Source organism: Sphingobacterium bovistauri, assembly GCF_020295405.1.
GTDB lineage: Bacteria > Bacteroidota > Bacteroidia > Sphingobacteriales > Sphingobacteriaceae > Sphingobacterium > Sphingobacterium bovistauri.
Window position 1 is genome coordinate 88,534 of sequence record NZ_JADEYP010000012.1, and the last position, 21,028, is coordinate 109,561.

General features: G+C 36.1%; 19 protein-coding genes. 6 read left to right on the top strand and 13 right to left on the bottom strand.

Annotated elements, in window-relative coordinates; genetic code table 11:
- Positions 1 to 162: 162 nt before the first annotated feature.
- A complete protein-coding gene (locus IPZ78_RS08245) occupies positions 163 to 648 on the bottom strand; it encodes a DUF4826 family protein (RefSeq protein WP_225552578.1) in 486 nt (161 codons plus the stop codon).
- Between the two features lie 61 nt (positions 649 to 709).
- Between IPZ78_RS08245 and IPZ78_RS08250 the strand changes: the two genes are divergently transcribed.
- Positions 710 to 1,897: an aspartate aminotransferase family protein gene (locus tag IPZ78_RS08250; protein WP_225552580.1), complete on the top strand. Its 1,188-nt coding sequence runs from the start codon at positions 710 to 712 to the stop codon at positions 1,895 to 1,897.
- A gap of 32 nt (positions 1,898 to 1,929) precedes the next feature.
- The gene (locus IPZ78_RS08255) at positions 1,930 to 2,679 is read left to right on the top strand and encodes an SGNH/GDSL hydrolase family protein (protein WP_225552582.1); all 750 of its coding nucleotides are present in this window, start codon (positions 1,930 to 1,932) and stop codon (positions 2,677 to 2,679) included.
- Positions 2,680 to 2,737: 58 nt separating this feature from the next.
- On the opposite strand, the gene atpG is transcribed toward IPZ78_RS08255, so the two are convergent.
- The 9 genes from atpG to IPZ78_RS08300 all read right to left on the bottom strand — a co-directional run bounded on the left by atpG (position 2,738) and on the right by IPZ78_RS08300 (position 10,808).
- The gene (atpG, locus tag IPZ78_RS08260; protein ID WP_225552584.1) at positions 2,738 to 3,616 is read right to left on the bottom strand and encodes an ATP synthase F1 subunit gamma; all 879 of its coding nucleotides are present in this window, start codon (positions 3,614 to 3,616) and stop codon (positions 2,738 to 2,740) included.
- 79 nt (positions 3,617 to 3,695) lie between these two features.
- On the bottom strand, positions 3,696 to 5,270 hold the full coding sequence (gene atpA, locus IPZ78_RS08265) for a F0F1 ATP synthase subunit alpha (protein ID WP_225552585.1): 1,575 nt from the start codon (positions 5,268 to 5,270) through the stop codon (positions 3,696 to 3,698).
- A 52-nt stretch (positions 5,271 to 5,322) separates the two neighbouring features.
- Positions 5,323 to 5,868, bottom strand: a complete 546-nt coding sequence (gene atpH / locus IPZ78_RS08270; RefSeq protein ID WP_225552588.1) for an ATP synthase F1 subunit delta — start codon at positions 5,866 to 5,868, stop codon at positions 5,323 to 5,325.
- Positions 5,869 to 5,895: 27 nt separating this feature from the next.
- Positions 5,896 to 6,396 carry a F0F1 ATP synthase subunit B gene (locus IPZ78_RS08275; RefSeq protein WP_225552589.1) on the bottom strand — a complete coding sequence of 167 codons (501 nt, stop codon included), beginning with the start codon at positions 6,394 to 6,396 and terminating at the stop codon, positions 5,896 to 5,898.
- Between the two features lie 115 nt (positions 6,397 to 6,511).
- On the bottom strand, positions 6,512 to 6,706 hold the full coding sequence (gene atpE / locus IPZ78_RS08280) for an ATP synthase F0 subunit C (RefSeq protein WP_225552591.1): 195 nt from the start codon (positions 6,704 to 6,706) through the stop codon (positions 6,512 to 6,514).
- Between the two features lie 35 nt (positions 6,707 to 6,741).
- Positions 6,742 to 7,824 (bottom strand): F0F1 ATP synthase subunit A, encoded by a 1,083-nt coding sequence (gene atpB, locus IPZ78_RS08285; protein WP_225552594.1) that lies wholly within the window; start codon positions 7,822 to 7,824, stop codon positions 6,742 to 6,744.
- Between the two features lie 93 nt (positions 7,825 to 7,917).
- The gene (locus IPZ78_RS08290; protein WP_225552596.1) at positions 7,918 to 8,289 is read right to left on the bottom strand and encodes a hypothetical protein; all 372 of its coding nucleotides are present in this window, start codon (positions 8,287 to 8,289) and stop codon (positions 7,918 to 7,920) included.
- A 19-nt stretch (positions 8,290 to 8,308) separates the two neighbouring features.
- Positions 8,309 to 8,536: an AtpZ/AtpI family protein gene (locus IPZ78_RS08295; protein WP_225552598.1), complete on the bottom strand. Its 228-nt coding sequence runs from the start codon at positions 8,534 to 8,536 to the stop codon at positions 8,309 to 8,311.
- Between the two features lie 58 nt (positions 8,537 to 8,594).
- Positions 8,595 to 10,808, bottom strand: coding sequence for a helix-turn-helix domain-containing protein (locus IPZ78_RS08300; RefSeq protein ID WP_225552600.1), 2,214 nt, complete (start codon positions 10,806 to 10,808; stop codon positions 8,595 to 8,597).
- A gap of 127 nt (positions 10,809 to 10,935) precedes the next feature.
- Between IPZ78_RS08300 and IPZ78_RS08305 the strand changes: the two genes are divergently transcribed.
- Positions 10,936 to 11,442 (top strand): cupin domain-containing protein, encoded by a 507-nt coding sequence (locus IPZ78_RS08305; RefSeq protein WP_225552603.1) that lies wholly within the window; start codon positions 10,936 to 10,938, stop codon positions 11,440 to 11,442.
- A gap of 66 nt (positions 11,443 to 11,508) precedes the next feature.
- Here IPZ78_RS08305 and IPZ78_RS08310 read toward each other — a convergent pair whose 3' ends face one another.
- Positions 11,509 to 12,711: an exo-beta-N-acetylmuramidase NamZ family protein gene (locus tag IPZ78_RS08310; RefSeq protein WP_225552604.1), complete on the bottom strand. Its 1,203-nt coding sequence runs from the start codon at positions 12,709 to 12,711 to the stop codon at positions 11,509 to 11,511.
- Between the two features lie 147 nt (positions 12,712 to 12,858).
- Here IPZ78_RS08310 and IPZ78_RS08315 point away from each other — a divergent pair, with 147 nt between their 5' ends.
- Positions 12,859 to 14,712, top strand: coding sequence for a DNA topoisomerase IV subunit B (locus IPZ78_RS08315; RefSeq protein WP_225552606.1), 1,854 nt, complete (start codon positions 12,859 to 12,861; stop codon positions 14,710 to 14,712).
- A 64-nt stretch (positions 14,713 to 14,776) separates the two neighbouring features.
- Complete coding sequence (gene purU / locus IPZ78_RS08320) at positions 14,777 to 15,622, top strand: formyltetrahydrofolate deformylase (protein ID WP_225552608.1); 846 nt, start codon at positions 14,777 to 14,779, stop codon at positions 15,620 to 15,622.
- Between the two features lie 40 nt (positions 15,623 to 15,662).
- Here purU and IPZ78_RS08325 read toward each other — a convergent pair whose 3' ends face one another.
- Positions 15,663 to 16,907, bottom strand: coding sequence for a hypothetical protein (locus tag IPZ78_RS08325; protein ID WP_225552610.1), 1,245 nt, complete (start codon positions 16,905 to 16,907; stop codon positions 15,663 to 15,665).
- An 11-nt stretch (positions 16,908 to 16,918) separates the two neighbouring features.
- Complete coding sequence (locus tag IPZ78_RS08330; RefSeq protein WP_225552612.1) at positions 16,919 to 18,862, bottom strand: zinc dependent phospholipase C family protein; 1,944 nt, start codon at positions 18,860 to 18,862, stop codon at positions 16,919 to 16,921.
- A gap of 225 nt (positions 18,863 to 19,087) precedes the next feature.
- Between IPZ78_RS08330 and IPZ78_RS08335 the strand changes: the two genes are divergently transcribed.
- Positions 19,088 to 20,863, top strand: coding sequence for a hypothetical protein (locus IPZ78_RS08335; protein WP_225552614.1), 1,776 nt, complete (start codon positions 19,088 to 19,090; stop codon positions 20,861 to 20,863).
- Positions 20,864 to 21,028 lie beyond the last annotated feature (165 nt).

Consider the following 21,028-nt stretch of genomic DNA (forward strand, 5'->3'; position numbering starts at 1 on the left):
TCTCGCTCTAGCCGCGAGTGGCTCATACTTTTTTACCTCAAAAAAGTATGCAAAAAACTCGTCGCTGAAATCCTTTGGCTGTATAACCTCTGCTTCCACCTGCAAGTGCCAAAATATTTCTAGGCGACAACTTTAGAATTTGTAAGGTCTGTACTTTGATATTTATATATCGATCTCATCTTCATTCTCGAGATATTCTCTTAATAATTTCAATCTATAGTCTAACATATCCGCATGATAAAGATTAGCTTCCACCTCAACAGGATAACATTCTTCAACATTACCATTTTCCTTTACAGTATCAACCCAATCTTGCATAATCTCTATATAGGCTGATAATACTTCTAATGGATAAGAAGCGCTTTCTATATCTATATATGCGGATGGCAAGTCTCCTGTCAAAACCCAAATATATTTATCTACATTCGGATTAGAAGAACTAACTTCAAATATATTTATTGCAAAAATCCCTTCTAAATAATAAGCTAACCAAGCATTATTAACCCCTTCACACCAAGTATGTCGATTAATATAATTTCTACCTTGATTACAATATTCTTCTAATTTAATATCTCCTTCGTAATCTAATTCCTCGAAGATTTCAAAACCATCAAGTTGTTCTTCGATTTTTTGTTCAAATAAGCTCATAATAACAAGTATATAGCAATATTAAACATTTCTTCTAAATTTTCCTTTGTACCTTTGCAGTATGATTAGTAACAGAGAGCTTTTCTTAAAAAACACAGCTCAAACATCAGAAAGTCCACGACTTATCGAAATCGAAAAAGCCGAAGGTTCTTATCTTTATGGACCTCAAGGACAAAAATATTTAGACTTAGTATCGGGATTTAATGTAAGTAATATTGGTCACCGCCATCCTAAAGTGATTCAAGCGATACAACATCAGTTGGAAAAATATTTACACGTCACGGTGTATGGCGAATTTGTGCAAGCACCTCAAGTGCAGTTTGCAACCAAATTATTAGCGAACCTCCCCCCTTCATTTGGTTCGGTATATTTGACTAATTCTGGTGCGGAAGCTGTAGAAGGTTCGATGAAAATAGCCAAACGTTTCACAGGTCGTCGTCAAATCATTGCCGCTAAAAATGCGTATCATGGCAGTACACAAGGTGCCTTATCATTAATTGGTGGCACACAATACCAAGAAGCATACGCTCCTCTCCTTCCCGAAATTGATTTTATTGAGTTCAATAATATAACCGACTTATCAAATATCACCGACAAAACTGCTGCGGTCATCGTAGAAGCTATCCAAGGCGAGGCAGGTGTTCGTGTGCCTTCAAAAGAATATATGCAAGCTATACGTGCTAAATGTACAGAAGTTGGTGCTTTATTAATCTTTGATGAAATACAAACGGGCTTTGGACGTACAGGCAAATTGTTTGCATTCGAGCATTTTGGTATTGTTCCGGATATCTTAATGTTAGCAAAAGGTATCGGAGGTGGAATGCCATTGGGTGCATTTGTTGCGCCGAAAGAAATCATGGATGTTATCAAGGCCAATCCGATGTTGGGTCACATCACAACATTCGGAGGTCATCCTGTTTCTTGCGCAGCAGCTTTGGCTTCACTTCATGTTATCTTAAATGAAAAATTACTAGAAACTGTAGAACAGAAAGCACTACTTTTCCGTCAGGGATTGATCCATCCGAAAATCAAAGAAATAAGAGGACTAGGCTTGATGATGTGTCTACAGTTAGAAAACTTTGATCAAGTATATAATGTCAGCAAATACTGTGCAGATAACGGCGTGATGATAGATTGGTATTTGCACTGTGAGACGGCATTACGTGTTGCTCCACCATTGACAATTTCTGAAGAGGAAATAATTGAAGCTTGTGATATCATCAAACAGGGCATTGATAAATTCTGTTAATATCTGTATTTTAGGGTAATAAACCTTAATCTATGAAAGACAGAAGAAGTTTTCTTAAACAATCTTTAGCTGCTATTGGTACAACAGTACTTGGTACTAATTTGGCAAAAGCAGAATCATTTGCTGTTAAAGAGCATAAAATTGAATTACTTAAAAACGATATCATTCTTTTCCAAGGAGATTCTATTACCGATCACGGTCGTAGTAGAGACAAACTTGGCTCAAATGATGTAGACGCAATGGGCAAAGGCTATGCCGCTCATACTGCACGTACGCTCTTGCACAAACATGCTTCAAAAAATTTACAAATCTATAACCGTGGCATAGGTGGACATAAAGTTCCACAACTGATAGAAAGGTGGCAAAAAGATTGTTTGGATTTGAAGCCAAATGTATTGAGCATTTTAATCGGCGTAAATGATTATTGGCACAAACGAAATGGCAACTACAATGGGTCGGCTGCGGAGTACAAATCACAATATCAAAAGATGTTGGACTTAACACTTAAAAACTTACCAAATGTTAAATTAATCATTGGTGAGCCATTTGGAGTAAAAGGCGTACAACATGTTGATGACTCTTGGTATCCAGAGTTTGGAGATTATCAGCGCGTAAGTAAAGAAATAGCAAAAGAATATAAAGCTATTTTCATTCCTTACCAAAGTATTTTTGATAAAGCAGAGAAACAAGCTACAGGAACGTATTGGGCTTACGATGGTGTACACACCTCACTAGCAGGTATAAGCCTTATGGGAGAATCCGTTTTAAACTGTTTCAAATAAAATCAAAAAAGGCTTTTTGAATAATCAAAAAGCCTTTTTTTATAGCGAATAATAGTTATTATCCGTTTGAAAGTGCCGCAGCACCAGAAACAATCTCAGTAAGCTCTGTTGTAATAGCCGCTTGACGAGCTTGGTTGTATGATAATTTTAAAGCTTTCAATAAGTCACCAGCATTTTCTGTTGCCTTATCCATTGCTGTCATACGCGCACCGTGCTCTGAAGCGTTAGAATCTAATACAGCTTTGTACAATTGAATTTTAATCGCTTTAGGTATTAATTCTTCAATGATTTTTTCTTTCGAAGGTTCGATAATGTAATCCAATTCTGCAGCATTATCGGTTTTCTCTTCAGGCAATAGAGGTAACAATTGTTCTGAAGTTAAAACTTGCATAGCAGCATTACGGAATTGGTTGTAAACAACCTCTACACGGTCGATATTTCCTTCTTTGAATTCATTCATAATGTATTCAGTCACTTTAGATACGTTTTCGAAATCTAAATTGTTGAATAATTCATTATGATTACCAATAACATTGAAATTACGCTTAGAGAAGAAATCATGACCACGCTTACCAATAGCGATCATACTTACATCCCCTCTAGCAAATTGATCCGCATACTTAGTAGCGATCAAGTTATTCGCAGTTTTAATAGCATTTGCATTGAAAGCTCCAGCCAATCCCCTGTTTGATGTCACAACAACAATCAAAACTTTAGTAGGCTCTCTATCTTGAGTAAATGGAGAATCATTATCTTCTACAGAAGCTGAAACTTGAGCAAGAATATCTCTTAATTTATTGGCATAAGGGCGCAACTGAACGATAGCATTCGTTGCACGCTTTAACTTTGCTGCAGAAACCATTTTCATGGCTTTGGTAATCTGCTGCGTGGATGTCACCGAGGTGATACGGAGTCTTACTTCTTTTAAATTTGCCATATTTTAATAGAGATTTGAGTAAGGAGTATTAGGTATTGAGCAAGAAACTCCTTACTCAATACTCTTTACTCTTATCTAATTAATATTTTGAAGCTAATTCTTTAGCTACTTTTTCTAATACGTCTGTTAAATCATCTGAGAATTTACCAGCTTTTAACGCTGACAATACTTCTGGATGACGTTGCTCTAATTGCGTCAAGTATTCTTCTTCGAATTGACGTACCTTGTTCACAGGAACACTACGCAACAATCCTTTTGTACCTGCATAGATGATAGCAGTTTGCTTTTCAACTGATACTGGTGAGAATTGACCTTGTTTTAAGATCTCCACGTTACGGATACCTTTATCTAATACCGATTTAGTAGCCGCATCCAAATCCGAACCGAATTTAGCGAATGCTTCTAACTCACGGAATTGAGCTTGATCTAACTTCAATGTACCAGATACTTTCTTCATAGACTTAATCTGCGCATTACCACCTACACGTGATACCGAGATACCTACGTTGATCGCTGGACGAATACCTGCGTTGAATAAGTTAGACTCTAAGAAGATCTGACCATCAGTGATTGAGATTACGTTAGTAGGGATATATGCTGATACGTCACCTGCTTGTGTCTCGATGATAGGAAGAGCTGTCAATGAACCACCACCTTTTACTAAGTGCTTGATAGACTCAGGAAGGTCATTCATACTACGAGCGATATCATCCGAAGAGTTGATTTTCGCTGCACGCTCTAATAAACGAGAGTGAAGGTAGAATACATCACCTGGATACGCTTCACGACCTGGAGGACGTTTTAATAACAATGAAACCTCACGGTAAGCTACTGCTTGTTTTGACAAATCATCATATACGATCAATGCTGGACGACCTGTATCACGGAAAAATTCACCGATAGCAGCACCCGCCATTGGCGCGTAGAATTGAAGTGGAGCAGGATCAGCAGCAGAAGCAGCTACTACAACTGTGTAAGCCATAGCACCTTTTTCTTCTAGTACACGTACAATATTAGCTACTGTAGAGTTCTTTTGACCAACTGCAACATATATACAGAATACTGGTTGACCAGCATCGTAAAATTCTTTTTGGTTAATGATAGTATCGATACATACCGCTGTTTTACCAGTTTGACGGTCACCGATTACTAACTCACGCTGACCACGACCTACAGGAATCATCGCATCGATAGCTTTGATACCAGTTTGTAATGGCTCAGTTACTGGTTGACGGTAGATTACACCTGGCGCTTTACGCTCGATAGGCATTTCATATGTGTCACCAGCGATAGGTCCTTTACCATCAATTGGTTGACCCAATGTGTTTACTACACGACCAAGCATACCCTCACCTACTTTAATAGATGCGATACGATTTGTACGTTTTGTAGTATCTCCTTCTTTGATACCATCTGAAGAACCCAAAAGTACAACACCAGCGTTGTCTTCCTCTAAGTTCAATACAATACCTTGTAATCCGTTTGAAAATTCAACTAACTCACCTAGTTGAACTTTTGTTAAGCCGTAAACACGAGCAATACCGTCACCTACTGTTAGTACGGTACCAACTTCCTCTAATTCGGCTTCTGACTTAAAGCCTGACAATTGCTCTCTTAGAATTGCCGAAACCTCATCTGGTCTTACCTCTATCATTTTAATTTGTATAAGGGGTTTTAGATTCTATTACTTTACTACTTCAAGGTAATTAAACACCTTGATTGATGAAATGTCTTTCTAATTTATTCAATTTTCCAGCAATACTTTCATCCAATTGCTTATCACCTACATTGATGATAAATCCACCAATTAACGAAGCATCTACTTTATTAGTAAGGATAACACTCGCATTAATTTGCTGCGCAATTGTATTACCTAATGACTGAATATTAGCTGAAGACAATGGTTTAGCCGAAATTACTTCAGCCTTCACAATACCTTTCAATTCGTTGTATTCACGGATAAATTCAATAGCGGTAGCATAAACTAATTCACTACGACCTTTATTAACCATGATATTAAAGAATGCAGAAACTTCTGTGCTTACTTTTCCTTCGAATAACGCTTTTAAGATATTTTGCTTCTTATCTGTTTTGATAATAGGATTTGCTAATACAGCCTGTAATTCCGAATTTGATTTGATTACTCTCGCAATCTCTTCCATTTCGATCTTTACTTGCTCTAATGTACCTTTCTCTTTTGCCAAATCTAAAATAGACTTAGCGTATCTTGAAGCAACTTTAAATACTGACATATCTATGCTTTAAATTTGAATAACCAATTAGTTCAATTTCACGTCTTTCAACAAGTCTGCTACTAAAGCTTCTTGTTTATTTTGGTCTTCAAATTCTTTTGTTAATACTTTACGTGCGATGTCTAATGACAATGCTGAAACTTGATTTTTAACTTCAGCTAATGCTTTTAATTTTTGATCTTCGATCTCACGTTTAGCATTCTCAATTAATTTCGCACCTTCAGTTTGCGCAGATTCTTTTGCTTCAGCAACGATTTTATCTTTCAATTCTTTCGCTTCCTTTAAGATAACATCACGCTCTTCACGAGCTTCTTTTAATAACTGCTCATTTTCATTAGTCAAACGTGCCATTTCCAATTTCGCTTTTTCAGCAGAAGCTAAAGCATCAGAAATACCTTTTTCACGTTCTTCTAAAGCATTAATGATTGGTTTCCAAGCAAATTTTCCTAAGATAAAAATTACAATCAATAAGATGATTAATTGCCAAAAGAACAAACCGTATGAGAACTGATTAATTAATGCGTCCATTATATTTACTTATAAAATATGAATTTTTCTATTTGTTGTCTTTAATTTTTTGTTTTTAAATAAGACTCACAACCAACCGTTGTAAGTCTTATTTATTTTTTTTAATCAACTTGGATTATGCACCTAAGATTAAAGCACCGAATGCTAAACCTTCTACTAATGCACCAATGATGATCATTGCAGTTTGAATTTTACCAGCTGCTTCAGGTTGACGAGCGATAGCTTCCATTGCTGAACCACCGATTTTACCTAGACCAATACCTGCACCGATTACGATTAAACCTGCACCTACTAAATTTGGAATTACCATGATTTTAATATATAAAATTTAACAAAAAATTCTGATTAATGATGTGCGTGCTCTTCAACAGCCATACCAATGAATAGTGATGACAACATTGTGAAGATAAACGCTTGCAAAAATGCAACTAACAATTCTAAGAAGAATAAGATCAATGTCAATAACATTGACACACCAATACTACCTCCTACTGTTAATTGTTGTTGGAATAAATATACGATTGCAATCAAACCCATTACTACGGAGTGACCTGCAGTGATGTTAGCGAAAAGACGCAACATCAATGAGAATGGTTTTGTAAACATACCTAACACCTCGATTGGCGCTAACACAAATTTGAAAGGAACAGGTACACCTGGCATCCAGAAAATGTGTTTCCAGTAATCTTTATTAGCCTTAAAGTTCGTTATTAAGAACGTGAATAAAGCTAAACATAATGTTACAGAGATATTACCAGTTACGTTGAAACCAATTGGAGTTAAACCCAATAAGTTTAACAAGAATATCAAGAAGAAAACTGACAATAAGTAAGGCATGAATTCTTTGTAACGGTGACCAATATTTGGAACCGCCATCTCATCACGCACATATAATACTAAAGGCTCTAATACACGACCAATACCTTTTGGCAAATTGTTCGAACCTTTTTTATAAGTCTTAGCTAATGAAATAAATCCTAAGAACAACAACAAAGCAGCTAACATTAGACCAGTAACGTTTTTAGTAATTGAAAAATCTAATGGTTTTGCATTTGTTGGGTGATGCTCTGCATCGTACGTAATTGTTCCAGCAGCATCTGTTTTATAGATTTTACCATGGTAATATTTATAAAATTGACCATCAACTTCTGTCAATCCGTCATTTTCTTTGAATTTACCTGAAGAAAAAACCTTCAAACCATTATCAATCAAAATAACAGGCAATGGAAAACCTACATACTCTTCACCTTGTTTGTATAAAGTAAAATAATGATCATCTTCCAAGTGATGTTTGATATGGGCATTGATCTCTTCCGCTTGAGACTTAGGACCGTCTCCATGCGCCTCTTCTGCGGCTACTGAAGTAAAAGGATTGGCAGCAAATAAAATTACTGTTAGAAATAAAAGTGCTCTTTTAAGATTCACCATTTTAGATTACTGTTGAATAATGAAAAATTTTGTGCAAAAATACAACTTTATTTGGCATATAATATGTTTTGTGGAAACTTTTTTACAAAAAGTTTATCCCTCATTATTTTCCTGATTAAGAGCCTTGAAGGCTACAAAAACGTCAAAAACAAGGAATAAGAAAAACATCACTAAAAAATTATATTCGATAAAGTCATTTTCAAATTTATTTAAGCCATTTTTGATATAAATATAACTACCAATAGCATTAAGAGTCATTAACGCTAAAAAGATAAAACCTAAATTTTTGGGCATTGCATACTGCGCCATCAATGTCAAGATTACTATAAATAAAGATATCCCAACACCAAAAGTATACATCCCCAGCAGTGTATAATCAGTTTGATCCCAAAAATAATCGACCTGTAAACCTTTTAGCACTAGAAGATGCGCAAAGTAAGCTGCTACTCCTACAACGAGTAACATAATAACATATTTTAGATAATTAATCATTTTTACTTATTCGATTCGCTTGTTTAATAAATTGATATAACGAAGCTACAACACCGAGCATGGTTAAACCTTTCGTCCACCACCCACCTTCTACATTATATTTTCCGTCCAACCATTCTCCCAAAAGATAAAACACATAAATAGTTGCTCCCATCTGAAAAGGCATAGATGTAAACACTAACCACTTATTGAGTTTCGAATCTTTCTTCTTATTTGTCAAAACTAGTCAATTTACTTCGACAAAGATATTATAATATAGCCTTATCACATAGATAATGCTAAATTTTAGTTTCTAACACTTTTTGACCAATCTTAATTTCAGGATAAGAGTAGTCATCACCCAAGATAATCTTGATTTGAGATGAAGATTGTCCCTCATTCGCTCGCAATACATCAAGTATTTTATCAAGCTTTTTGAGATCAATCAATTCTTCCGCTTCGATTTCAGTCCCTACATAATGAATTAAGTGTCCATAAACCGTCCCTTCTACCATACCTCTCTTTACAGCGATCTTCGCGATATCCATTCCATCTTGGTACATATCCAAGGTAATTTGCTTAGTGTCCTTATCCTCTTGCGGCTCTTCATCTGCAACTTTCACAGACTCGTCCTTCACTACATTCATTTTCAAAGACAAATCATCCAAAATTTGTTCTTTTGTCAACGCTTCAGCGATGGTCAAACAATGTTTTAAAATCTCATATTTACGTTTGAAATCCAGCAACAATACTTTTACCTCTTGAATATATTTCTTTGTTCGTTTACGAATACTCCAATCTTCGATATGCTTTTCGGTAGCCTTCAACAGATCTTCCTCCATTTTTGGCAAAAACCAAGCTACAGCAGAAGTCGTACGTTCACATATTTTGTGATAATCCAAAGAATCTTTATCTATCAACATTTGATGTAATTGCTGCATAAATTTATGCGCTACTTTCTCTTGCGTTTTTATAGACTGCTGCAACAAATAGAAAAAAGACACAACGCCTTCTTTATTGTCAATATTACGATCAGTTAGACTTTGTTCCAATTCCGTAACGGCTTCCGTCAGACTTGTCCAACGAAAACTTTGCAATAGAATTTGTCCTAAGTAGGCGCGTTGACTATTCTTTAATATTTCATCCACCTCATCTTCCTTTACTAATTGCTTCATAAAATCAACGACTTGAAAATCCGTCCGAATCGCATGAGAAGCAATTTTGGAGCGCAAAACCAAACCTTCTAATCCCGTCAGCCTACTTAATGCCACATACACTTGTCCAGCCGCAAAAGATGTACCCGCGTCAATAATAGCCTTTTCAAAAGTCAAGCCCTGACTTTTATGAATTGTAATAGCCCAAGCCAGGCGGAGTGGAAACTGAGAGAATGTACCCAATACTTCTTCCTCAATTTTATCTTCGCCTTTATTGTACTTGTATTTAATATTTTCCCATGTCTCACGACGCACCACTACATCTTCCGAACCATCTTTAAAACCAACCAACACCTGATGCTTATCTAGGTTTAGCTCTTTTACTACACCAATTTTTCCATTAAAATATTTACGATCTTCACCCGTGTCATTTTTAATAAACATCACCTGAGCGTCAATCTTTAATGTCAGAGTTTCTTCCGTCGGATAAGTTCCTTGTTGAAAATCATCTTTAACGACCGCTTTCATATTGTGCATTTTCCCCGAAAGCTTCATCAATTCTTCTTGATTAATCTGGTCAGCTAAACGATTATGTGAAGTCAACGTAATGTATTGTTCAGTTTTTTCAGGAACAAAATCAATTTTATAATGTCCATTTAATTCCTCTAAATCCTGCTGTTCAAATTCATTATTCCGTATATTATTAAGTATAGAAATGAATTTATTGTCACTCTGTCTATATATATGCTGAAGTTCCAGTTTAATAAGTGGTGTCGAGCGTAATACCTTAGCATTGAAGAAAAAAGGACTGCTGTAATGATCACGTAATATCTGCCATTCATGATCTTTGACAACTGGTGGCAACTGATATAAATCTCCAATAAACAATACTTGCACTCCACCGAAAGGACGCATATCTCGACGAACAGATTTCAAGATTACATCAATCGCATCCAATGTATCTGCTCGTACCATCGATACCTCATCAATCACCAACATTTCCAACTCTTGCAATATTGCTCGGCGCTGTTTAGTCAGTTTTATCGTTGAAAATAGACGATTTTTATTATAGATATTATTATCCTGCTCATCCCATTTCAGCTCGTAATCCTCAACGAAAGTTCCAAATGGCAACCAAAACAACGCGTGAAGAGTAGTTCCCCCAGCATTCATAGCCGCTACACCTGTCGGAGCAGTGATAGCCATTTTTTTATAACAATTTTCACGAATGTATTTAAGAAAAGTCGTTTTACCTGTACCCGCCTTTCCTGTCAGAAAAAGGTTCTGATTGGTTTGATTAACAAATGCTACAGCCTTTTTAAAAATAAGATTATTTGCGTCGATCTTTTGTTCCTTCATATCTACTACAAAGGTACACTAATGTCTAAGAAGTAAGTATTTCTATATTAATTTTTAGATTTTTGAAAAATTTTATTGATATTAGATATTTAGAAATTTATATTTAAACTAATTAATTTATCATACTATGGCATATGTTGATAAGGGTGAGTTATTCAACCAAACTCAAGAGAAACTAGAAGGCTTAGGTTTTTCAATTGAAAACATCGATCAATCAAGGCCTTGGGGTGGATTTTTTGTAATTGATGAAAATCAAGCACAAAATTTTGCCAATGAATTTTTCGATGGATTAGACACACAAGAGCTAAAAATTTCAGGAAAATTGAGTCCTAAAATTCTTATAGTAGGCCCCAACAAACGCTTATCATGGCAATACCACCACCGTCGTGCAGAGATTTGGAGAGTAATTCGTGGAGAGGTAGGTGTCGTAACTAGTCCTGATGATGATGAGCATGAATTAAAAATTTTAAAAGAAGGAGAATTTATCCGCTTACCACAAGGCGAACGCCATCGATTAGTCGGATTGGCCGAGTACGGTGTAATTGCTGAAATTTGGCAACATACAGATTCCAGCAACCCTTCGGATGAAGAAGATATCGTTCGTGTGCAGGATGACTTTGGAAGATCAATTTAACAAAATGTTTAGTGCAAAAAGAAAAACCGAGAATTTAACATTCTCGGTTTTTCTTTTTGAATCCAATTAAGGATAAAGTAAATACCTCTCCCTCATCTTCTTGTATCTATTGACACCAAGTTTCCAAGTCTCTCTAATTTTTTCTTCACTCCACCCACTTTCTATTTGTTTCTTAAATTCTCCATCCCCTATTAGGTAATCAATATTCCCAACTTGTCTACTAATACTTCTATCAAAAAACTTATCCTTATTCGGGTGATTCTTATACAACTCTATTATCCAGGAAAGATTTAACTTTTTGCTTTTAACCAATTTTTCCAAATCATAATTGCGCAAATCTAAACCATAGCATACTTTGTCTTGAAATACAGGGTCTTCGGCCATCCCTGGCTTGCTAATAGGGGTAAAACTAAATGAATATTTCCCCTTCAACATAGGCCCTCCAATAATCGTAAATGGATAATCTGTACCTCGTCCATGATTTAAGGCTACACCTTCGAACAAACAAGTAGAAGGATATAATAAAATACTTTGTGCTGAATTCAAATTTGGCGATGGGTTTACAGGTAATTTATAAAGCATATTGTGCTTATATCCTTCCATTTTAACCACTTCCAAATCACATTTAATTTTATTTGCCATCCACCCCTCACCATTGACCATCAATGCGAATTCACCTAACGTCAATCCATGTACTACAGGAATAGGGAATTGACCTATACCGGATTTGTGCTTCATATCCAAAATAGGACCGTCAATGAAATAACCATTTGGATTTGGACGATCTAAGATCATAACAGGCTTACCATTCTCAGCACAAGCCTCCATCACATCGCGCATCGTATTCATAATAGTATAAAAACGGCAACCTACATCTTGAATATCAAACATCACCAGATCTACATCTTTGAGATCCTCTTCGCTGGGTTTTTTCTTACTGCCGTATAGTGAAACTATCTTTAATCCTGTCTGAACATCCATTTCGTCATTGACTGTAGTTCCATTGCTTGCATCACCTCTAAAACCATGCTCAGGACCGAAAACTTTCACAATATTGACACCTCTTTTTTGTAAACTGTCGACTAAGTGCGATTTACCAAGTATGGTAGTTTGATTCGCAACGATCGCGACACGTTTTCCTTGCAGCTTAGGCAAATAATATGAAATACGTTCTGCAGCTGTTTTTATTTTGTCATTATCATACTTTATTTGAGCAAATAAACTTGTTATTAACACAAACTGAAATAGTGCTATTAGGATCATCTTCATAAGAGAATTTTTAATTGATTAAACATTAAAGATAATAACATTTATCAAAATGTATTAACAATGTTAGATCAACTTTTAACTAATCAAAATCTTACTTATATCAGTGTTTTTTTTATATTTTTGTTTCAAAATTTTTAGAAAGAGACCATGACAGCATATAACGAAGACAGTATACGATCACTCGACTGGAAAGAACATATTCGCCTAAGACCAGGTATGTATATTGGTAAACTAGGAGATGGTTCTGCCTACGACGACGGTATCTATGTATTGCTCAAAGAGGTTATGGACAACTCTATCGACGAATTTGTGATGGGTGCTGGGCGATCAATCGATATTACTGTCACTGAAAATAAAGTAACCATACGAGATTATGGGCGTGGTATTCCTATTGGCTCAGTAGTAGATGTTGTTTCAAAGATCAATACTGGAGGTAAATATGACAGTAAGGCTTTCCAAAAGTCTGTAGGTCTTAACGGTGTCGGTACCAAAGCTGTAAATGCGCTATCCACTAACTTTACAGTACAATCCTACCGTGATGGCAAAACACGTATTGCTACATTTAGCAAAGGTGAATTGCAAACGGATGAACAAAAAGATACAACACAACGCAACGGTACAGCGGTAACTTTCTATCCAGACGAAAATATATTTAAACATTACAAATACCGTATCGAATTTGTAGAGAACATGATTTGGAATTATGTTTTCTTGAATTCTGGGTTGACAATAAACTTCAATGGTCAGAAATTCATCTCCGAAAACGGACTGAAAGACTTATTGGAGCGCAATGTCGATACTGAAGGTATGCGCTATCCTATCATACACCTGAGAGGTGAAGATATTGAGATTGCGATGACGCACGGTCAGCAATATGGTGAAGAATATTATTCTTTCGTCAATGGTCAGCATACCACACAAGGCGGTACACACCAAGCGGCTTTTCGTGAAGCGTTGGTGAAAACAATTCGTGAATTTTATAAAAAAGATTTTGATGCTTCGGATGTCCGTTCATCCATTATTGGTGCTATTGCGATCAAAGTACAAGAGCCTGTTTTCGAATCACAGACTAAAACCAAATTAGGATCCCAAAGTATAGGTCCTGAAGGTCCTACAGTACGTACATTCATCAATGATTTTATCAAAAAAGCATTAGATGATTACTTACACAAAGATTCAGCTACAGCAGACGCCTTGTTGAAACGTATTATGCAATCCGAGCGTGAACGTAAAGATATCGCGGGAATCAAAAAATTGGCAAACGAGCGCGCTAAGAAAGCTTCATTGCACAACCGTAAACTTCGTGATTGTAAATTACATTTTGGAGATAAAAGCGAACGAAACTTAGACACGACACTTTTCATTACCGAGGGAGATTCTGCATCGGGTTCAATTACCAAATCACGTGATGTACAGACGCAAGCCGTTTTTAGCTTACGTGGTAAACCCTTGAATTGCTTCGGGTTGACAAAGAAAATCGTATACGAAAACGAGGAATTCAACCTACTGCAACATGCCTTAAATATCGAAGATGGCATGGAAGGATTACGTTACAACAATATCGTAATCGCTACCGATGCCGATGTGGATGGTATGCACATTCGATTGTTGATGATGACATTCTTCTTGCAGTTCTTCCCTGACTTGGTGAAGGCAGGTCACGTGTACATCTTGCAGACACCTTTATTCCGTGTTAGGAATAAGAAAGAAACAATATATTGTTACTCGGATCAAGAACGCATCAATGCAATTAATAAGTTAGGCAGTAAACCAGAGATTACGCGATTCAAAGGTTTGGGAGAAATTTCTCCATCTGAATTTGGTCAATTTATTGGCGAAGACATCAAACTCGAGCCAGTTATAATGAACAAAGACAACAAGCTTCATCAACTATTAGAGTATTATATGGGAAAAAATACACCTGATCGTCAACGTCATATTGTAGACAACCTGCGAGTTGAAATTGACTTAGAAGAAGAGCTGGTTAAGGCCGCCATCTAAAAAATACGATTCAGCCTCTAGCTCTGTTGGGGGCTGAATACAATTATAAACAACCTAACCCAAAATGACTAAACAAACCTTAATACTGATCCAATGCCAAGATGCTGTTGGATTGGTATCGAATATATCTAACGTACTCGCAAAACATAAACTCAACATCATTACGATGCGGGAATATGTAGATGAGGAGCAAAATAAATTCTTTGTTCGCGTGGTATGTACTGGAAATGCAGAAGAAAGCAATGGTCTTTATAGTCACTTAAAAGCTGTTTTGCCAGAAAAAGCAAGTATCGCCATCAATCCTTCGAGAAGAAAACGTATCGCTGTATTGGTAACCAAAGAGCACCACTGTCTTGCAGATATTCTAGTGCGTCACTATTTTGATACGTTAAATGCCGAGGTTTGTGCTGTGATTGGGAATTATGACAATCTCCGTGATTTCGCAGAGCGATTTGATATTCCATATTATTACATCACGCACGAAAATAAAACAAAGGATGATTTTGAAAACGAATTAGCTGATCAACTGAAGGAATTGGCACCAGATTTCATTGTCTTGGCAAAATTTATGCGTATCCTATCTCCTCAATTCGTCGGAAAATTCGAAAATAAAATCATCAATATTCATCATTCATTTTTACCTGCTTTCATCGGTGCAAACCCTTACAAGCAAGCGCACGAACGTGGAGTAAAAATTATTGGTGCTACAGCACATTTTGTAACCAATGATTTGGATGAGGGACCAATAATTGTACAAAACACAAAATCTATCGACCACAGTTATGATCCACAAAAAATGCGGACAGCAGGTCAAGAAATTGAAAAAGCCGTATTGACAAGAGCTATTCAACTGATAGTAGAAGATCGTGTGATGCTCAATGGCAATAAAACTATCGTGTTTAAAGCATAAATAAAAACGCCATGATTTTTTAAATCATGGCGTTTTATACTTATTGAATATGGACAACTCGGATCGCCGTGTGTCTATCGATACTTGGGTCAATCAAATCAAAATTATCGGGTAAATCAATAGGAAAGTTTGAATATGCCCTCGCTGCTAAATATCGAAATCCCGAAGACAAATTTAGATTTGCAAGTTCCAATGTAGTCATAATCGTATTGTGTCCAGCAATGGAATCTGTCACGATACCTAGGCAGTCATACTCTTTAATATCCCTTGGAGCTGTTACATTTTTGACAATGGCATTTTGTGTATATACTGGATTTTGAATGAGAAAATCGCCACGTTTGAAAGCATCCTTATCATAATCCACCAATAATCCTACTACGTCTCCTTTTTTAATTATATCAATTTGCTTTCTGAAACTTTCCATCGAACGAATAATCAGCGGATAGAGTCCTCCAATTTTTTTCCTTTGAAAAAACACTGTACTGCCTGATACACATTCCCCCTCTAAAACCGTCCCAGTTATGACTGTGCCTCTCCCTGTAATAGAAAACACATCGTCTACTTGGAATTTAAAAGGCTTATGGACTTCATAAATTTTATCCTTATCATTAACAATTGTATCACCAACAGTAACACTCAACTGTGCCGAACCAAAAATTTTCAATTTCACCAATGGAGATTGGCTATCATCACCTAATATTGGTCCTACGCCATCGATGTGAGAAATTCTTAAATTCCGACTAACTTCCTCGACCACTGTATGAATCGAAATGCCGTCTTTCACTATTTTTACCTGATCACCAACTTTAATTTCTCCTTTTATAATTTTAATACTAACAAGTAGGCTTTCAGCTAATTCTCTCTTTCCAGTAATCTTTCCTTCAAAAACATATTCTTCGGCTTTTGATAATAAAAATTCGACATTAACTATTGGCACATGCAAATCGCCACCGTTGCGAACGACACAGCTAATAGCATTATTAACACCATTCTTTAGCACATTAGTCAATGTATTATTTTGAGATATTGATAAGGCTGTAGAATCTGTATTCATAACACTGATTGGTCTTACTCCGTCATCTCCATGTTGATGAATTAAAAACAAAAAAGACTTAGAGATAAACTCAGTTGCATTAAAACTCATTTTTAGTTTACGTAATCGCATTAATTCATTTCTTCCTTCTTCGGAATTCAAGCCTCTATCCAGATCTGCACGATTTTGCTTTATTTGATCTTGTATTTCTTTTACCTGATCATTTAATTCTGACAATAATTTCTCTGACATAACTTTAGACTTTACTTTTTCACACTTACATTAACAGGCATAACCAATTTTTTATTAGCACAAGCTCCCCCTTCCCAACTCGAAAAAGCAAATCCTCTATCTGCATCCAAATTCAAATTTGGAATAGCGTATCCTTTCTCAATTAAATTGTAATATTTGGAAGTCAATACCAATGCATTACCAAGGGTTTCATGAACAAAATTTTGTTGATTATTCATTCCATAATTTGGGTCCAAAGCCAATTGCATCAATTCTCTATCATTCATAGCAATACCTTTATTGATAAAATAATTGTGACCATTAAGCGAATAAGATGATGGAGCAGCAACAGTTGTTGTAGATTCTGGATAATTAGGAGGATAAACCAAATGTGCTGACTGTTTTAGATGACGGAATAAACCCGTACCAAAATTTATGCCCTGTGCCGGATATGGCCAATTAGCTTGCAATTGATTGTTATTTCCATCTGCAATAGAAGGGTGTAGCATGTGCGATACGCGAGGATCTTTGGTATGCGATATGGTAGGAAATGTAATACCACTGAGTGCAATACTCATTCTGAAATAATCATACACTACATAAAGTGCTTGGTATATTTGATTAAGAACATAATGTACCGCCTGGCTAGGAAGCAACAGTAGCATCTCTTCTAAAAGCTGAACAATAGCCGTAGCAAATGCGATTGCTGCCTGAATAGCTTTTCCTACTTTTTCGAGAAAATTAGCTAACCCTTTGAAACTAAAATCAAATCCACTCGATGTAATATCGGAAAGTGCATCCTTCAATGCGTCGTATGCCTGTCCCATTTTCTCTTTGAACGCCTCCCAAATCCGACGTATATCTTCGGAGAGCGTGGGCATTCCTGGTAATTCTTTAGGCAATAAAGTTTCTGTAGTCGTCGCTGTAAACCAACTCAGCCACAATCTATACGCTGTATCTACCTCTTCAGCACTCATTCCTCCACCAAAAATATGTTTTCCATTTTCTTGATACACCTCATTAGAGGCTTTTGCGATTAACGCTGCCAAATCCTCAGGCATAGCCTTATCCGCAAAACTAGGTGTCAAGCCATCAATAATACTTTGCACCTCACTCGGAACTTGATGACTAGCTGCTCTTTTAAGTGATTCTGCGTCTTTGAACGTGAATTCTTCACACAAACCACTTGTTACGAATTCCTTACTATAGAATGTCTTAAAAGCATTCACATCTTGGAAGTTTTCTACTACTTTATGACGTTGTCCATGTGTACGAAATGGACCTCTTACAATATTATTGACATAAGGATGTCCTACGGTATCAGCTGTGACATGAGATAAATAACCGATAGAGTAAGCCTTCAATCTTTCGTCTTTTGCATTTTGAACCAGATATTTTGCGAAATCACCCGAACGTCTGTAATGCAAGATATCGAACCACCACCATTTCTCATAATCTTTGTCGCATGATTGTATAGGATGTGTAACAAGTCCGAAAATATTCACATTCGAACTCACCAAATCTTTTAAACCATTGGTAACTATAGCCTTCATGACAGCAATAATAGCTTTGATGTCATTGATAAGTTGATTGATCCGAGTCAATGTAGGACTGCTTTGAATAATGCCCTCCCCCACTTTATTTATTTCGTCTTCAATGATCACTTTGGCTTCATGTATTTTACCAAAAACTGGAAAAATTCGTTCCAATTCATTTTCCAACATTTTGAGATATTTGGCTCCAGCTATAATCTCCTTGACAGGCAAATATTCACCGACAATTGGCCAATCTTTAATATTGAAAAACAGAAAATCTGGACCTAGGGTTCCTACATTAAGATAAGTTGGATAATTATTTAATGCGGAGATAATCGAGTGGTCAAAATAGTATTCACTATTTACATATCTGGAGTCCGATTTAGAAATCCGATTACGTAGCTGCTGACCAATAATGTAATGTACTGCTGGGCCTGGCATAAGGTTAGTTTATTTATCGTTAAGGTGTATTTTAGAAACTTTAGATTAAAGTTAATAAATAATAAATCTAATTATTGGAAAAATAGTTAATTGAAATAAAAATATTTTAAGAAAATTTTAAAACCAGTATACAAGAACAAAAAAGTGCTTTAAAACACTTTTTTGTATCTACAAGACTATTTTTTAATTCCTGATAAAATGGGTAATTGCGTCATATTTCAAACTATGACACATACATTCCATATACCCGTTTTAGGGCTTGCATTTTCCATTGATTCACCTATCAAAGTTGCGCAATATGGCATATCATCTGTAATCTCCATTGTCGATGATGAACTCATTGAGCGAATGCGTAAATATTACGCCTCTCAAATAGGAAAGCTATTCACAGGAATCAGTTCACAGGAGGAAGATGCTAGGGCAAAAAGAATAACAGCGTACTTGGATTTAGTACAAGATATTGTCACATCTCAAATAGAAGAACTAAAAAAATCTACCCAGGAAATATCTGATTCACTCAAAAAATATATCGACCTACAACCAACACATTCACCTATGCGTGAAGCGTATACGCAGTATTTGACAGAAAACTCATCAGAGAAAAAGCATTTTATTCTAAGTGATTTATTAACGAATATTAAAGCCGGCTCAATTGACGTCAATATCATGTCCAAAGTCGACAAAATCAATTACGACAAAAAGGGAAATGAACTGGATGCCTATTATTCCGACGCTAGCGCAGCTTTACGTGGTTTTGTGAACAGTAAAATTAAATCATCTGTAGTATTATCTGCAGGAATGAATCCTCGACTGTACAGCTATATCGCAGAGTTGCCGCAGTTCTTACCAAATATAAATGGTGGATTTGACAAAAAAATCACGTTGAAAGTTTCTGATTATAGATCTGCACTGATACAAGCTAAATTTCTGGCCAAAAAAGGAGTTTGGATCTCAGAATATCGTGTAGAATCAGGATTGAATTGTGGCGGACATGCTTTTGCTACCGATGGCTTTTTGTTAGGACCGATTTTAGACGAATTTAAGCAAAAAAGAGCTCAATTGCAGGAAGAACTTTTCCCTTTGTACCATGCTGCACTTCTTGATAAAAAGATAAAACTTGAAAAAGCACCAACTATAAAAATCACGGCTCAAGGAGGAATTGGCACGGCAGCAGAACAAAATTTCTTACTAAATCATTATGAATTGGACGCTACAGGTTGGGGATCGCCATTTCTGTTGGTACCTGAAGCGACAACGGTAGATGATAATACCCTAAATAATTTAGCAACCGCCAAAGCTGAGGATTTCTATATCAGCGGTGCTTCACCATTGGGAGTTCCTTTTAACAATTTCAAGAAAAGTACTTCTGAAATTTTGCGCGAATCAAGAATTCAAAAAGGTCGCCCTGGTGCTCCCTGTACCAAAAAGTACTTAGTCACCCCCTCAAACTATCAGCATGAACCAATGTGCTCAGCTTCCAGAATCTACCAACATTTAAAAATAGCAGAACTTCAGGAGTTGCAATTAAATGAGGAAAGTTATGCGACAAAACTTGCAGAAATCACCGAAAAAACCTGTCTATGTGAAGGGTTAGCAAATGCCGCTTATTTAAAGTATAATATCTTAGAGAAAAAAGAATCGGACACCGTAGCGATTTGCCCAGGACCAAATACGGCATATTTTGACAGGGTTTATTCTTTACAAGAAATGGTTGACCATATTTATGGCCGACAGGATTTATTAAATCACGTCGAAAGACCTTCCCTATTTATCAATGAATTGCGTTTATATATAGCCCATTTAACAAAATATATCCATACTCATCAGCGTAATCTAGACACGAAAAAAGAAAAATATATCCTCAAATTCAAAGAAGAATTGCTCTCTGGAATTACCTACTATAGAAATATACGCACTGCGCTATTTGAAGTCAATTCTATAGAGTATCATAATTTTAATATGCAACTCGAAGAAGCGGAAAACCAAATCACTTCATTATAGAATAAAAAAAGAAGCTGTCCAAAAAGGGCAGCTTCTTTTTTTATTTCGATTTTTAAGAAAACTTCTAATTGTTAAGCTGCATACTTGGATACAGAGGATATTTTGGATATTTTGTAATTATTGACAGTTTTGGATTCTGTTTTATTGCTAATAGAAGAGTTTATA